Raw genomic sequence first — 15,660 nt, 5'->3', positions numbered from 1 at the left:
CACCCGGCAAATCCATGGCAATCGATCACAGGCGGTGGACAGCCTCTTTTTAGTCCGACAAGATGTCGGCAAAACAGATTGGGAGGATGGCTATGCCCCGGACGAAGCGGTTGATTTTGGCAAGTGGCGTAGCGCTGCTGGGGCTCATGACCCCCGTTGTGAGCGTTGCTCAGACGGCGGCCATCGATCCGCTGGCGCCGACCGGACGCTGGAGCGCCAATCAGGACGGCCGGGCCAGCCTGCCCCCGATGGGCTGGAACAGTTGGAACGCGTTCAACAGCGATGTCGACGAGGACAAGGTGATGGCCTCGGTCGAGCTGATCGTCGACAAGGGGCTGCGCGATGCGGGCTATCGCTACATCAACATCGATGACGGCTGGTGGCTTCGCCGTCGCCAGCCCGATGGCCGGATGGTGATCCGCACCGACAAATTTCCCTCCGCCGCCGCCGGCCCCAACCAGCAGACCAGCTTCCGCCCGCTCACCGACCGACTCCATGCTATGGGGTTCAAGGCGGGCATCTATTCGGATATCGGGCGCAACAGTTGCGGCCAGGTCTATACGCCCAACTTCGCCAACCAGCCCGAGGGTAGCGTCGCCGAGCGCGAGGTCGGGCTTTACGGCCATATCGATCAGGACATCGCACTCTATTTCCGCGAATGGGGCTTCGATTACATCAAGGTCGATGGCTGCGGCATTCGCGGGCTGGGCAAGGACAGCGACCATGTCCGCAAGGGCGATTATCGCGAACTGCCCCCGTTGATCGACATGAACTCGCTCGCACGGACCGATATTCCGGCGGTGCGCGCGCTTTACGACCAGGTGGCGACGGCGCTGCGCCGGGAAAATCCGGACGGCGACTATATCTTCTCGCTCTGCCTCTGGGGATCGTCCGACGTCCGCAACTGGGGCAAGCAGATCGGCAATGTCTCGCGCACCAGCGACGATATCACCGCGCACTGGTCGCGCATGCTGACCAATTTCGACACCAGCGCGACCCGTGCCCTCTACGCGCATCCGCACACATGGAACGACCCCGATATGCTGTTCGTCGGCTCGGGCGAGTTCGATGCGAACCATATGACCGAGGCGCGGTCGCATTTCGCGCTCTGGGCGATGATGAACGCGCCGCTGTTGATCGGCTTCGACCTGCGCAAGGCCAATGCCGAGCAGATCGCGCTTCTCGGCAGCCGGGCGATCATCGCGCTGAACCAGGACCCGGCGGGGCATCAGGCGACCCCGGCCTATCTGTCCGACGACGTTCAGATCTTCGTGAAGACGCTGGCCGATGGCGACAAGGCAGTGGCGATCCTCAACCGCACCGCCGGGCCGGTCCAGCCCGTCCTGACCGCCGATCACCTGAAGCTGCGCGGCGATCGCCTCGTCGCCATGACCGACCTGTGGACCGGGCAGAAGAGCGGGTTTTCGGGCGAGACGAAACTGACGCTCGCGCCGCACCAGACGCTGCTCTACCGCGTCTCCGGCGAGCGTCGTCTGCCGCGCGGCCATTATCTGTCGGAGACGCCGGGCGATGTGAACCCGGCGGAAGACGGCGTCCGGACGCCCGAGGGCGATCCGACCATCCATCACGAGTTGAGCCCCTGGGGCGGCAGCAAGGGGCCAGGCGACTTTCCGCAATATGGTGGCTGGGGCGGCGCGCAGGCGGACCGCACGCCTTTCGGTCGGCCGCTGCGGATGGCGGGCAAAGCCTATGACACCGGGCTGGGTGTGCTTGCCAATTCGCGGCTGGAGGTGCGCAACCCGGGGCAGAGCCGCTTCGCCGCCACGATCGGCGTCGACGATTCCGGCACCGCACGCGGGCGGCGCGTGGTGTTCGAGGTTTATGGCGACGGCAAACTGCTCACCCGGTCGCGCGCCATGGGCCTGAATGAAGCGCCCTCGACGATCGAGGCGGACGTGCGGGGCCGCAAGCTGATCGAACTGGTCGCGCGCGCCGATAGCGCTCTCGAAGCGGCGCTGCCGGTGGTGTGGGGCGACGCGCGGTTGCTCGACTAAGGGTCTGGAGCCGAGTGGATTTAAAGCGCCATCGCATGGCCTTGCCGTTTCGAGGCCACCATGCGACTGTCGGCGCAAAGACATAGGGAGAGGGTGATGAAACCCAATGAGAAGGGGCCGATGCTGACCCGTCGTCAGCATCTGGTCGGCATGGCGGGCGGCCTTACGATGGGAGCGCTCCCGTCGATGGCATGGGCGGCAGCCGACGAGACGCCGCTGCGCGATCTGGCCGCGCAGAAGGGCATATTGTTCGGCACCGCGATCAACGCGGGCCGCGGCTCGCCGATCAACGACCCCGCCTATGCCGCGATCGTCACGCGCGAATGCGGCGTGCTGGTTCCTGAGAACGAGATGAAGGTCTATGTCCTCGGCAACGACCCCGAGCATCTGAACTTCTCGCCCGCCGACCGTATCGCGGGCTTCGCGCACGACCACCGGCTGAAGCTGCGCGGCCATACGCTGTTGTGGAACTACGACAAATATATCTCCCCCGCGCTGGCCGAGCGGGTCCGCTCGACGGGCGCGGAGAAGTGGCTGCGCGCCTATATCGCGCAGGTCGCCGGGCATTTCGGCGACCAGATCTATAGCTGGGACGTGGTCAACGAGACGATCGATCCCAAGACCGGCCAAGTCCGGGGCACGGTGTTCGACCAGGCGCTCGGCTTCGACCTGTTCAAGATCGCCTATGAGACGGCGCGCGACCATGCGCCGCACGCCCAGCGTGTCTATAACGACTATATGTCCTGGGAGGTCGGCAACGAAACCCACCGGACGGGCGTGCTCCGCCTGCTGGAGCGGTTCCGCAAAGAGAATGTCCCCGTCGACGCGCTCGGCATCCAGAGCCATCTCGGCAATGACGGCAGCCATTCCAGGGCACAGCGTGCCGAGTGGAAACGCTTCCTCGATGAGGTCACCGGCTTGGGCTATCGCCTGCTCATCACCGAGTTCGACATCAACGACCGGGAAATGCCCAAGGACATCGCCCGGCGCGATATGCAGGTGGCGGCGGTCGCCAGAAGCTATCTGGACATGATGCTGGCCTATCCGCAGCTCGACCAATTGCTGTGCTGGGGGCTGTGGGACAAGCATAGCTGGCTGAACGGCTTCGCGCCGCGCGCCGACGGCCTGCCGCAGCGGCCCCTGCCCTATGACGACGCCCTGAAACCCAAGCCGCTGCGCGCCGCCATCGCCGATGCCCTGCGTGCCGCCCCCGTCCGAAAGGGTATCGCATGATCCGCCGCCCCCTCACCGCCCTCGCCCTGTCGCTGTTCGCGTCCGGCGCCGCCTCGGCCCAGACCGCGACGTTCGAGCGCTTCACCTATAAGGGCCGCTCCATCGAACAGGTCGCGCCGAAAGCCGGGGAGTATCTGAACCCCATCCTCTCGGGCTATTATCCCGATCCATCGGTGACGCGGGTGGGCAAGGACTATTATCTGGTCAACTCGTCCTTCGCGCACTTTCCCGGCCTGCCGATCTTCCATTCGACCGACCTCGTCCACTGGACCCAGATCGGCAATGCGATCGACCGCCCCGGCCAACTCGACTTTACCGGCCGCGCGGTGTCGGAGGCGGTGTTCGCGCCCGATATCACCTATCACGACGGCACCTTCTACATCGTCAACACCTGCGTCCAGTGTCGGGGCAATTTCGTCATCACCGCGAAGAACCCGGCGGGGCCATGGTCCGACCCGATCTGGCTGCCCTTCGAGGGGATCGACCCGTCCATTTATTGGGAGGGCGACCGCGCCTATATCGTCAACAACCGCGCGCCCGATGAGCCGCCGCGCTATGACGGCCACCGTGCCATCTGGGTCCAGGAATATGACTGGCGCGCCGGCAAGATGGTCGGCGAGAGCACGCAGTTGATCAATGGCGGCGTCGACCTGTCCAAGAAGCCGGTCTGGATCGAGGGGCCGCATATCTTCAAGAAGGACGGCTGGTATTATCTGACCGCCGCCGAGGGCGGGACCAGCGTCAACCACTCGCAGGTGGTGCTGCGGTCCAAGGCGTTGCGCGGCCCCTATATCCCGTTCGCGGGCAACCCGATCCTGACCCAGCGCGATCTCGACCCGAAGCGCCCCCACCCGATCAGCGCAGCGGGCCATGCCGAGCTGGTGCAGACGCAGGACGGCGACTGGTGGGCGACCTTCCTGGCGACGCGGCCCTATCAGGACGATTACTATAATATCGGTCGCGAGACCTTCCTGTTGCCGGTGACCTGGAAGGACGGCTGGCCGATCATCCTCGACAAGGGCAAGACGGTGCCTTGGACGCTCGCCAAGCCCGGGCTCCCCGCCTCGCCGCCGCCCAAGCTGCCGACCAGCGGCGATTTCGGCTATACCGACGAGTTCGACGGCGCGAAGCTGGCGATGCAATGGATCGGCGTCCGCACGCCCAGAACGTCCTTCTACAGGCTCGCGAACGGCATGTTGCAGATGAGCGGCGGCGATGCGTTGGGCGACCGACAGGGCGTGCCGGGCTTTGTCGGACGACGCCAGCAACATGCGATCGCCGATGTTTCTACCACGCTCCGCTATGCGCCCGCCAAGGACGGCGCCCGCGCCGGGCTGGTCGCGATGCAGAACGATTATGCCTATCTGTTCTTCGGCCTGACCCGTATCGACGGACAGCCGCGCATCGCCCTCTACAAGCGGGAGGGGAAGAACACCCGCGACGAAACCGCGCCCGAAACGCTCGTCGCCTCCGCGCCCTTCACGGGCAAGGGGCCGGTGACGCTCACCATCCATGCCAAGGGCGGAGAGATGGCGTTCGACTATGCGGTCGGCGGCAAGACCGCGACGCTGAAACCCGATCTCGACGTGCGCTTCCTCAGCACGGCGCGCGCGGGCGGCTTCGTCGGCACGGTGATCGGCCCCTATGTCTATGAGGCGCGGTGATGCGGCGGATTCTTCTTCTTGCGATGCTGTCGCTCGGTGGCGTGTCGGCGATGGCGGCCGCGCAAGTGTGGCAGTCGGATCGCGGCGACGGCACCTATGCCAATCCGCCGCTCTATGCCGATTATCCCGATCCCGACATCATCCGGGTGGGTCAGGATTTCTACTTCATCACCACGACCTTCGCCAACGTCCCCGGCCTGACCATCATGACCTCGCGCGATCTGGTGAACTGGCGCTTCGTCGGCCATGTCATCGACCGGCTGGAGGGCTTGCCGCAATATGACCTGAAGGACGGCGGCGCGTACCGCAAAGGCATCTTCGCCCCCAGCCTGCGCTATCATGACGGCGTCTTCTACATCGCGGTGACGCCGGTGGGCGAGAAGACGCGCATCTATCGCTCGCGCGACATTCGCGGCCCCTGGGAGATGAACCGGCTGAGCGAGGCGGCGTTCGACCCCGGCCTGTTCATTGACAAGGACGGCAGCGCCTATGTCATGACGTCGGTCGGATCGGACGGCACGACGACGCTGCTCAGCCTCAGCCGCGATCTGCGCACCGTCACCGGCAAGCGCGTCGTCTATTTCAACAAGGGGGCGGAGGGCTCCAAGATCGTCCGGCGCGGCGACTATTACTACATGTTCAACGCCATCCCCCGGCGGCTCGGCATGACGGTGTCGCGCGCCAGGAGCCTGTTCGGACCATGGGAAACGCGCGACCAGATCGACGACACGACCGGCGGGCATCAGGGCGCGATCGTCGACCTGCCCGACGGCACCGACTATGGCTTCGTGATGACCGATGCGGGCGCGATCGGGCGGATGACCAATATCAGCCCGGTCTTCTGGAGGGACGGCTGGCCGGTCTGGGGCACGCCCGACGCGCCCGGCCGGGTGCCCGCCACCGCGACCAAGCCGATCAAGGGGCAGCCGATCGCCTCGCTCCCCGCCTCGGACGATTTCGCGAAGCCGAAGCTCGGCCTGCAATGGCAGTGGAACCACAACCCGCTGCCGGATCGCTGGTCGCTGACCGAGCGGCCAGGCTTTTTGCGGCTGCACGCCACGCAGGCACCCGCGTTGTGGAGCGCGCGCAATACGTTGCTGCAAAAAGGACAGGGGCCGTTCGGTCGCGGCGTGGTGGCGATCGATACCTCTCATATCGTGGCGGGCGACCAGTGCGGCTTCGGCACCTTTGGCAAATATAGCGGCCATATCGCGGTCGGGCGCGGGGGCGACGGACGGCTGACCCTGACCATGCGGGTGATCGAGGATGTCGCCGCCGACAAGGGGACGACGCAGAAGACCGAGCTTCGCGTCGATGCGCAGCCGGTCGAGGGCAACCGCCTGTTCCTGCGCACGGACATGGACTTCAAGACCGACAAGGCGAGCGTGGCCTATAGCGTGGACGGGCGGGACTGGCGGACGCTGGGCGGGGATTTCCCGCTCGCCTTCGACTGGCGGACGGGCACGTTCCAGGGGCAGCAGTTCGCGCTGTTCTGCTATAATCCGGGCGCGAAGGGCGGTTGGATGGATGTGGACAGCTTCACGCTGACGGGGCGCTGACTGGAGAGGTTGTCCCTTGGCCTTCGACCTCGCTCAGGCTGAACGGAGCGGCGTCGAAGACCACACATCCCAACAGCCGTTCAGCCTGAGCGAAGTCGAAGGCCACGCTACACCCCAACGGACTAAATTGTCGGCAATCCCCGCTCGACGATCTTGCGGATCAGGTCGCGGTGGCGCGGCAAGCCAGCGAGCAGCCGCCCGGTCTGCACGTCATTCTCGCGCCGGGCCCGCTCCGCCACGACCGTCTCGGCGGCCAGGCTGCCGGGCGTGATCTCGGTCCGCTGGCCCATGCCATAGAGGACATATTGATAGCTGGCCGAGGGGAAGACCTCCTCCACCCGGTCGAATTCGTCATGCATCCACGGCGCCTGATAACGCCATAGCGCCATCAGTTCCTGCAACCGCTCCGGCATGGTCTCGGGGCGGCAATTGTCGCGCCAGAAGTCGCTATCGGTCCGCCGGGTCAGCGAATAGTGGAGCTTCAGGAAATCGACGATCCGGCCCCAGCGATAGAGGGTGGTATCGTTGAACCGCCGCGCGACCGTGTCCATCACCTCGCGACAGGCCGGCATCTGTTCGGCGATCAGCTTGGCCGACAGTTCGATCAGCACGATGGCGGACGCCTCCAGCGGCTCCAGAAACCCTGCGGCCAGCCCCACCGCGACGCAATTGCGTTCCCAGAAGCGCGTCCGGTGCCCGGCGCGGATCTTCAATTCACGAACGGGCAGATCGCGGCCCGCCTCGCCCAGATAGGCGCGCAATTCCCGCTCCGCCTCGTCGCGCCCGACATGGCTGCTGGAAAAGACATGGCCGACACCGCGTCGGGTCGGCAGGCCGATATCCCAGATCCAGCCCGAAGATTGCGCGGTCGAGATGGTATGCGAGGCGATCGGCGCTTCGGGATCGTCATAGGGCACCTGGATGGCCAGCGCGGTGTCGCAGAACAGCACATCGTTCAGCGGCTTGAACGGCACCCCCATCGCCTCGCCCAGCAACAGCGAGCGGAAGCCGGTGCAGTCGACGAACAGGTCGCCCGTCACCTCGCCCGCCTGCTCGGTCCGAACCGCGCGAATGTCGCCGCTCTCGGTCAGCAACACCTCTTCGACATCGGCGAGCACATGCCGCACGCCCAGTTGCTCGGTACAATGGCGGCGCAGGAAATCGGCGAATTTGCCCGCGTCCAGATGATAGGCATAGTTCGCCAGCGCCTCATATTCGGGCGTCGCGATCGTCTTGGGGGCCAGCCCCGCGTCGCAGATCCGCCCCTGCGGCGTCACCGCGTCACAGAAGCTCGCATCCCCCTCACCCGCCAGCCAGTGCGGCGCGAGGTTCACCTGCCCGAAGCTCTGCGGCAGCATCAGCGGGTGGTAATAGCCGTCATCCGCGGCACCGGTGGTCCAGCGATTGAACCGCGCGCCCTGTTTGAACGAGGCGTCGCATTCTCGGAAAAAGGCGGTTTCCGACACGCCCATCTTTCGCAGCGTCGTGCGCAGCGTCGGCCACGTCCCCTCCCCCACGCCAATGATCGGGACATTGGGGGACTCGACGAGAGTGACGGTGAAGCCATGCGGTCGCCGCCCCTGGTGGCGCGCGGCGATGACGCCTGCGGTCAACCAGCCAGCGGTCCCGCCGCCGACGATTACGATATGCTGAACGGGCTGAACCATGGGGCCGAAAGGTCCAAGAAGCGGTGGGGATGTCAAGCCGCAGCCCGACATCCCCACCAGATGCTATCGTCAGAAGCGATAGCGGGCGCCGAGGGTGAAGCGCCGACCGTAATCGAACACGTCGAGCAGCTGGTTCTTGAACCGGCCATGGGTGCTCTGCTTGTTCTTGTTGATGTTCAGCGCCTCGCCGAAGATCGAGAAGTTCTTGGTGACGTCATAGCTGCTGGTCAGATCGACCTGGAAGCTCTGGTTCACGAAGGTCGGCTCGGCGCCGTAGGAGCCGGTATTCTGGTTCTGGCCAAAGCCCGACAGATACTCGTCGCGCCAGTTGAGCGCGGTGCGGAACTGGAAGCCGTTCTTGTCATAGAAGCCGACGAAGTTCGCCGAATTCGCCAGACCCGTGACCGCGAAGCCGCTCTGCCCGACGAGCTTGGGATCGTACGGCTTGTTGGTGTTGACGAAGGTGCCGTTGGCCTGGAAGCCGAAGCCGCTGTCGCCGAACACCTGCTGCCAGGCGATTTCCACGCCGCGTACCGTCGCATCGGGCCCGTTGACCTGCGCCGTGATGGCGAAGACCGCCGGGTTGCCCGTGGTCGGATCGATCACCCCGCCGACGGTCTGGTTCGTCACGCCGCCGACGATGAAGTTGCTGACGTTCTTCAGGAAGAAGTCGACCGCGATGTACGAGTTGCGCTGGTAATACCATTCCGCCGCGACATCGAAGTTCGAGGCGAGATAGGGCTTCAGGTTCGGGTTGCCGCCGCTGCCGGACAGGGCGCCGACGCGCTGGCCGTTGCCGATGCCGACGACGGGGTTCAGCAGGCTTAGGCCCGGACGGGTCAGCGAGCGCGACGCGTCGAAGCGCAATTGCAGATTGTCGGTCACCTCCAGTCGCAGATCGACCGAGGGCAGCACATAGGTATAGCTGCTGCGGTTCGAAATCGGCTGAACGTCGGTGAAGGCGATCGACAACAACGTCTTGTCGGCGGTGCTACCCGTAATGCTGATCGGCGCACGGCCCTGGCCGATCGACAGAAGGCGGGTATTTTCGGTACGCACACCAAAGGCGGCATGCAGCGGCATATTGCCGATCCGGCCCTCCATTCTTCCACTGAAGAACAGCGACAGGGTTTTCTCATTGACCGACAGGATGCTGCCGGGATCTACGGCCTCTGTAAACTGACCCCGGAAACCGCGCAGACCATTGGTCGTGTCAGTTGCCGTCGGATAATTGAAGCCTGGAACGTTCTGCGCGTAGGGATTGCCCAGACCCGACAAGTAAGCCTGATAGGCCTGCGGACTGTAGATCAGGACCGACGGCGGCAGCGTGCCACCAAAGCCCGGAATGAAGTTGTTGAGGCTGATCGACCCCTGATACAGGTTCGACGGCAGCGGCGAGATGCCCGATCCCTGACCCGACGGCGCACCATAACCGGCATAGGCCTGCCAGAAATTGTTAGTGAAGGTGCTGCGGTTCAGCAGGTTGAAGGTGTCGTCGGTATACTGGCCACCCGCCTTCAGGGTGATATTGTCCTCTTTCCAAGTCACGACGCCACGGAATTGCTTCAGTTCGTCGGTGTTCTTCTGGGTCTGGAGCACAGTGACGTGCGATCCGATCGCGGTCGGATCGGCCCAGCGACCACCATTGCCGGCCGGACCGAAATTGCTGATCGTCGGGAACGCCTTGTTGCTGTCTGCCGTGACGTTGAAGCCGAGATTGGTGCCCAGCGCGCCGCCATAGCCGATATCGCCGTTGCTGCTGCCGATGGTGTTGCCGGGGTTCAGCCAGCTCTTGGCATAGGCGCCGTCCGCCTCGACGGTCAGCTTCTCGGTGACGTCCCACTTGACGTTCAGACCGGTCTGGTTGGTCTGAAGGATCTGCTTGTTCATCGCCGAGGTGAAGTCGGTCGGCGAACCGGCCTGGGTAAAGCTGACCGCCGTGCCGTTGGCGTCCTGCTGGACGTTGCGCAGCGACTCCTGACTGAACCACACGCCGAAGCCGTAAATGTCCGTGGAGATCGTCTGACGCGAGAAGTTGTTGTCGAGCGTGACCATCAGGTCGTTGTTCGGATGCCATTGCAGGGCGACGCGACCGTCGACGCGCTCGTCCTGGGTCCGCTGCTGCTCGGCGCCATATTGCTGCGGAAACCAACCGGTCAGGGTGCGGCGGTCGCTGGCGGCGGCGGTGGCGCTGGTGGTCGGGTTGCAGGTCGCGGCGGTGCTGCCTACCAACTGGCACGGCGCGAAGTTGCCGCCCGGCCAACCCGACACATAGACACGGTTGGTATCGGTATCACGGCGGGTATAGATGAAGCTGGACAGGATACCCAGCGTATCATTGGCGAAGGTATCGCTGACCAGCGCGCCCAGCGTCGGGACGACCTTGCCCGCCCGATCCTGCAAAGAGCCCGAGGCGCTGGTCGCGACGCGGAAGCCCGGATGGTCGAACGGCTTGGGGAACTGGATGTCGACCGTCGCGCCGATCGAACTGGAGGCCAGCGTCACGTCGGGCGTCTTCAACACGCTCAACTGGCCGATAAAGTCCGATCCAACGGTGCTGAAATCGATCTGGCGACCACCCGTCGCGGTCGAGATGCGCCGACCGTCATACAAGGTGGTGTTGAAGTCGCCGCCGAAACCGCGAACGGTGATGCCGGTCGGCTCGCCGCGCGCGCCGGAGCGCTGGATCGACACGCCGGGCAGACGCTGGAGCGAAGCCGCGACGTTCGAATCGGGAAACTTACCAATGTCTTCGGCGGAAATGGCGTCGACCACGCCGGTCGCGGTCCGCTTGATGTCGAGGTTGCGCTGGAGCGAGCTGCGCAGACCGGTGACGATGATCTCGCCCTCGGATACCTCGCCCGAGGGAGACGGCGCATTGTTCTGCGCGCTGGGGGCGGTCGCCTGATCCTGCGGGGTTCCGGCTTCCTGCGCGCTGGTGGTGTTGGCTTGAACCGGGGTGTCCGGTCGAACGGCTCCGGGAGCCGCAGTCTGAGCAAAGGCCGCGCCCGGCGCGATCATCGCCAGGGCCATGAGCGGCGACACGCCGGTCATCAGGCCGCGGCGCGAAACGAATGCGCCCACAAAGCTAGTGCGAGACACCATCTTCCCCTCTCCTTCGGTTCTATAGTCAATGCGCGATCGATGGTTATCGCCACCGTACCGCCCATTCGATGACGCGATGTTAGCGTTATAATGACTTCGAAACAAGGCATTTGTCAGAGCGTTCGCAACCCGCTACTCCCCCCGCTAGTCCGACACCTTGACGGGGGGTGACGGATGCCGACAAATCCGGGGCCTCGTCGTCCGGCTCCATCGTCAGAATCGGGCCGGAGAGGATGCGAAAGGATCGAATCGCCATGGCCGAAATGGAATTGCTGGACAGCGCGCGTCATGCCGGTCTTCGCGTCTCGACCAAGCCGGATGCGACGCGCCACTTCGTGCAATTGGTGGCGGAAGAGTTCCTCCCGGCCGCGCTGCATTACCCGATCCTGTTCGCGCGTCACCCGGAAACGGGCGACCTCTATCCGGGTGCGCTGATGGGGCTGGTGCCGGACGAAAATCTCTGTCTGACGACCAACGCCATCCTGGCAGGCTATCGCCCCGCCGATCTGGAGCGGCAGGGTTTCTACGTCTCGGGCGAGAATATCGCGATCGACCCCACCCATCCCGCGCTGGCGCAGATGGAAGGAGACCCGATCTTCGAATCGGACGGCGGCGCGGCCCCGGCGCTCCGCCGGGTGCAGGGCGCGCTGCGACGCCTGCATGTCGGCCTGCCCGAGACGGAGCAGTTCATCGCGCGCTTGCTGGAGCACAAGTTGGTCGAGCCGATCGACTTGAATTTCCAGTTCGACAATGGCGAGAGCCTGAGACTGGACGCACTCTACACGATCAGCCTCGACGCGCTTCACGGTCTGCCTGACGAGGCGGCGCAGGCGCTGTTCCGGTCGGGCGATCTGCAACTCATCTATGCCATCACCGGCTCGGTCCGGCACATCCCCTTCCTCGCGCGGCGTCGCAACGACCGGCTGAGCGGACTGGTCCGGTGAGCGGCGCGGCGGTCGAGATCGACCCCGCCACGCTGAACGAGCCGGAGGCGTTTCGGCGGCTCGTGGCCGAACCCTGTCGCCCGGTCGTGCTTCGCGGCGCGGTGCGCGACTGGCCGCTGGCGCGGATCGCCGCGACCGGCGGGGCGGCGCTGGGCGAGTATCTCGCGCGCTTCGACGCGGGGCGGCGGATCGAGGCCTTTGTCGGCGATGCCGCGATCGCGGGGCGCTATCACTATACCGACGACCTGTCGGGCTTCAATTTCCGGCGCGAGTCGATGCCGCTGAGCGAGGCCGTCGAACGCATCGTCACGGCCCGCAATGAGGGCGAAACCCTCTATGTCGGGTCGCTTCCCATCCCGCTCGTCCTGCCCGGACTGGCGGAAGAGAATATCCTGCCCTTCGCACCGGCGAACGTGCCGCCGCGCATCTGGATGGGCCATGCCTCGACCATCGCCTGTCATTACGACATGATGGACAATATCGCCTGCGTCGTGGCGGGGAAGCGGCGCTTCACCCTCTATCCGCCCGATGCGATCGGCGATCTCTATGTCGGGCCGATCGACCACACCATGGCTGGACAACCGGTCGCGCTCGCCGCCGAAGCCGCGCCCGACGATCCGCGCTATCCCCGGTTCGAGCAGGCGAGAGACCGTGCGATCACAGTCGAGCTCTCGGCGGGCGACGCGCTCTATATGCCCAAGCTGTGGTGGCACCGGGTGGAGGCCAGCGGATCGCTCAACATCCTGGTCAATTACTGGTGGGACGCTTTTCCCGTCGGCCCGGACCAGCCCTTCGCTCCCCTGTTGCTCGCGATGAGCGCCATCGCCGCGCGCCCGGAGGCGGAGCGTGCGGCGTGGCGGGCCTGGTTCGACCATTATGTCTTTCGCCCCGACGGCCACCCGCTGGCCCATCTGCCCGAGGAGCGGCACGGCGTGCTGGGCATGAGCGCGGAGAATATCGGTATCCTCCGCGCCCAGGCCATGCGGATGCTTCGCGGCGGTTAGGCGGCGGGATCGAGCGTGATCCCCTCCACCACGACTTCGGGATCGACCAGCCACAGGGTGACGCGGTGCTTGCCCTTGGTCAGAGTGGCCAGGCGAGTGGTCGCGATGCGCCGGTTCTCGATCACCGCGCGACCCCAGCGTTCCTCCGTTTCGCCCACCATCAGGTCGAGCAGGACCGGTGCGCCCCCATCGACCGATACCGCGATCCGGTGCCTGCCCCCTCCGCGCACGTCCAGGCCGGGGGCGGCGACCACGCCCAGGCTGGCGGGGCCGGTGCGATCCCAGTTCAGCTCATAGACGATATGCGGGCTGTCGCCGCCGGGCCGCTCGATCACCGGCGCGGAAGCGGGGTTGGCGACCATCGCCGCGCCTTCGGCGGTGAAGCCCGCCACACGCTGCCAGCTTATGCCGCGCCCATCGACCGCGCGACCGGCATCCGCCGCCAGTGTCAGGCGCGGCGCCGGGGTGGAGGACGGTAGCGGCAGGGGTTTGGCGACGCTCGCCAGCGCGGGCATGACGTCGGTATCGGGCTGTTGCCAGCCGGTATAGCCGATATGGGTCTGCGCCATCATGCTGGTCCATTTGCCGCCCGCCGTCTCCACCTCGTAACGGCGGCGGATGGCCGCATCGCGGGCATAATAGCCCCGCGCCGCCGTCGCGAAGCGCTCCGCCGCCGCGCCGTCCCCTCCTTGCGCCGCCGCACGATTGGCGGCCACCGCTTCGTACAGACGGTGCAGGTTGGTCATCGCCTCGACCCGGTGCAGCACCAGTTCGTAATAGGCGTCGCGCAGAGGGGCGGGCAGCCGCGCCTCTACCCCGCGCGCCGCCTTGTCGAGGGCATTCCACTCGTCGAGCACCCGCGCCCATTCCCCATTCTTCAGGCCATAGGTGGTGGCGTCGATCAGCTCGGGCTTGCGACGGCTGGCGAGCTGGCCATAGCGGGTCAGGAGCTTGCCGATTTCGGCCCCATGAGCGGGACCGAATTGCTGCGTCCCCCAGCGGGCCGGATAGGCCTGCATCGCGGCCAGATCCATGCGGGCCGGGTTCCACGCCATGTCGAGGAAGAAGCTGGTCGGATATTCCATCGGCTTCAGGTCGCCGACATTGACGATCCACAGCCGGTCCGCGCCGAACTGGTCGGCCATGCGCATCTGCTGCCAGACGCGGGGAATCGCATTGGTGTCCAGCCATTTGTAGTTGCGCGGACCACCGACATAATCGAAGTGGTAATAGACGCCCGCCCCGCCCGCGCGCCGCTCGCCCAGCGGCGGCAGGCGGCGGATATTGCCCCAATTGTCGTCGGCGAACAGCAGGGTCACGTCGTCGGGGACGCGCATCCCCATGTCATAATAATCCTGCACTTCCTTGTAGAGCGCCCAGACCTGCGGCGTCTCGCCGGCGGGCCGCTTGGTCACGTCGGCGATGATCTGGCGCTGGTCGCGGACGATGCGTTCCAGAAGGCCGGTGGCGGTCCCCTCGGTCATCGGCTCGTCGCCGTCGCCGCGCATGCCGATCGTCACCGGATCCTCGGCCTTGCCCCGCCGCTCGATGCCCTTGCGCCAGAAGGCGCGCAGCACATCGGCATTCTTGCTATAGTCCCAGGGACCGCGCCCCTCCCGCTTCCAGTCCGCCTGCGCCCGCTGCATCGGTTCGTGATGCGAGGTACCGAGCAGCACCCCCATCTCCTGCGCCAAGGGGGCAGAGGCGGGATCATCCTCCCATAGCGACTTGCCCCACATGGCGGGCCACAGGAAATTGGCCTTGGACCGCAGGAGCAGGGTGAAGACCTTCTCATAGGCCAAATGATTGACCCCACCGAACCTGGCGCGCGCCCAGCCGCCGAAGCCCGGCTCCTCATCGTTGATGAAGATGCCGCGATATTTGACCACCGGATGGTCGGCGACGCGACCCGCTGTCAGGTACAGCGTCGGGTGACGCTGCGCGGGTACGTCCGCCCACCAGGTCCAGGGACTGACCCCAGCCTTGGCGCTGATGTCATAGAGGCCGAAGATGGTGCCCCGCCGGTCCGCCCCCGCGATCACCAGCGCACGGGTGACGCCGGGCATGGGGTTGTCGACCACCTGCTCGACATAGCCCTCCCACTGCCCCGCCAGGCCCGACACGTCGAGCTTGCCCGACCGGACCAGCCCGTCGATCAGCGCGCTATGCCCCAGCGTGCCCGCGATCACGCTGGCCCCGTTCGAGGCGGTGTTGCTCAGCCGAACATCGCCGCCGCCGACCGCCTTCAGGTCCGCGACCAGATCCCCGGCGGCCCGCGCGACGCCGGGTTCGTCGCCCGCATCGACCATGATCGTCGTCGTCCGGCCCGGTGCCAGCAGTGCCAGGCTGCCCGGCGTCGCCCGCTCGCACGCCGCGACCGGCCCCGCGCAGTCCGGCGCGGCCCAGGCCGCACCCGGTATCAGCGCCGTCAGCGCGGCGGACAAGAACAGGTGGCGCATTATCTCTCTC

Annotated in this window: 9 protein-coding genes; 6 read left to right on the top strand and 3 right to left on the bottom strand. The window is 65.8% G+C overall.

Translation table 11 applies throughout. The features are described from left to right. Window positions 1-146 precede the first annotated feature (146 nt). From OXQ33_RS00530 to OXQ33_RS00515, 4 genes are all read left to right on the top strand, one after another. The gene (locus OXQ33_RS00530; RefSeq protein WP_267432546.1) at window positions 147-2,015 is read left to right on the top strand and encodes an NPCBM/NEW2 domain-containing protein; all 1,869 of its coding nucleotides are present in this window, start codon (window positions 147-149) and stop codon (window positions 2,013-2,015) included. A 96-nt stretch (window positions 2,016-2,111) separates the two neighbouring features. Continuing rightward, complete coding sequence (locus OXQ33_RS00525) at window positions 2,112-3,248, top strand: endo-1,4-beta-xylanase (protein ID WP_267432544.1); 1,137 nt, start codon at window positions 2,112-2,114, stop codon at window positions 3,246-3,248. Continuing rightward, window positions 3,245-4,912 carry a glycoside hydrolase family 43 protein gene (locus OXQ33_RS00520; protein ID WP_267432542.1) on the top strand — a complete coding sequence of 556 codons (1,668 nt, stop codon included), beginning with the start codon at window positions 3,245-3,247 and terminating at the stop codon, window positions 4,910-4,912. The genes OXQ33_RS00525 and OXQ33_RS00520 overlap by 4 nt, the downstream gene beginning before the upstream one ends. After that, a complete protein-coding gene (locus OXQ33_RS00515) occupies window positions 4,912-6,471 on the top strand; it encodes a glycoside hydrolase 43 family protein (RefSeq protein ID WP_267432540.1) in 1,560 nt (519 codons plus the stop codon). Before OXQ33_RS00520 ends, OXQ33_RS00515 begins: the two co-directional genes overlap by 1 nt. A 122-nt stretch (window positions 6,472-6,593) precedes the next feature. Here the strand turns inward: OXQ33_RS00515 and OXQ33_RS00510 are convergent, their stop codons facing one another. After that, entirely contained in the window at window positions 6,594-8,138 is a 1,545-nt protein-coding gene (locus tag OXQ33_RS00510; protein ID WP_267432538.1) for a tryptophan halogenase family protein, read from the bottom strand. A gap of 69 nt (window positions 8,139-8,207) precedes the next feature. Further along, window positions 8,208-11,243 carry a TonB-dependent receptor gene (locus OXQ33_RS00505; RefSeq protein ID WP_267432536.1) on the bottom strand — a complete coding sequence of 1,012 codons (3,036 nt, stop codon included), beginning with the start codon at window positions 11,241-11,243 and terminating at the stop codon, window positions 8,208-8,210. 254 nt (window positions 11,244-11,497) lie between these two features. On the opposite strand from OXQ33_RS00505, the gene OXQ33_RS00500 reads away from it, so the two are divergent. Then, on the top strand, window positions 11,498-12,187 hold the full coding sequence (locus OXQ33_RS00500; RefSeq protein ID WP_267432534.1) for a SapC family protein: 690 nt from the start codon (window positions 11,498-11,500) through the stop codon (window positions 12,185-12,187). After that, window positions 12,184-13,191, top strand: a complete 1,008-nt coding sequence (locus tag OXQ33_RS00495; RefSeq protein ID WP_267432532.1) for a cupin-like domain-containing protein — start codon at window positions 12,184-12,186, stop codon at window positions 13,189-13,191. Before OXQ33_RS00500 ends, OXQ33_RS00495 begins: the two co-directional genes overlap by 4 nt. Here the strand turns inward: OXQ33_RS00495 and OXQ33_RS00490 are convergent. Next, on the bottom strand, window positions 13,188-15,650 hold the full coding sequence (locus tag OXQ33_RS00490; protein ID WP_267432530.1) for a glycosyl hydrolase 115 family protein: 2,463 nt from the start codon (window positions 15,648-15,650) through the stop codon (window positions 13,188-13,190). The genes OXQ33_RS00495 and OXQ33_RS00490 overlap by 4 nt on opposite strands. Window positions 15,651-15,660: the final 10 nt, after the last annotated feature.

It is taken from the genome of Sphingomonas sp. GM_Shp_1, from assembly GCF_026540895.1.
GTDB lineage: Bacteria > Pseudomonadota > Alphaproteobacteria > Sphingomonadales > Sphingomonadaceae > Sphingomonas.
The sequence above is the reverse complement of the archived record's forward strand: the minus strand, read 5'-3'. Positions and strand labels throughout refer to the sequence as shown.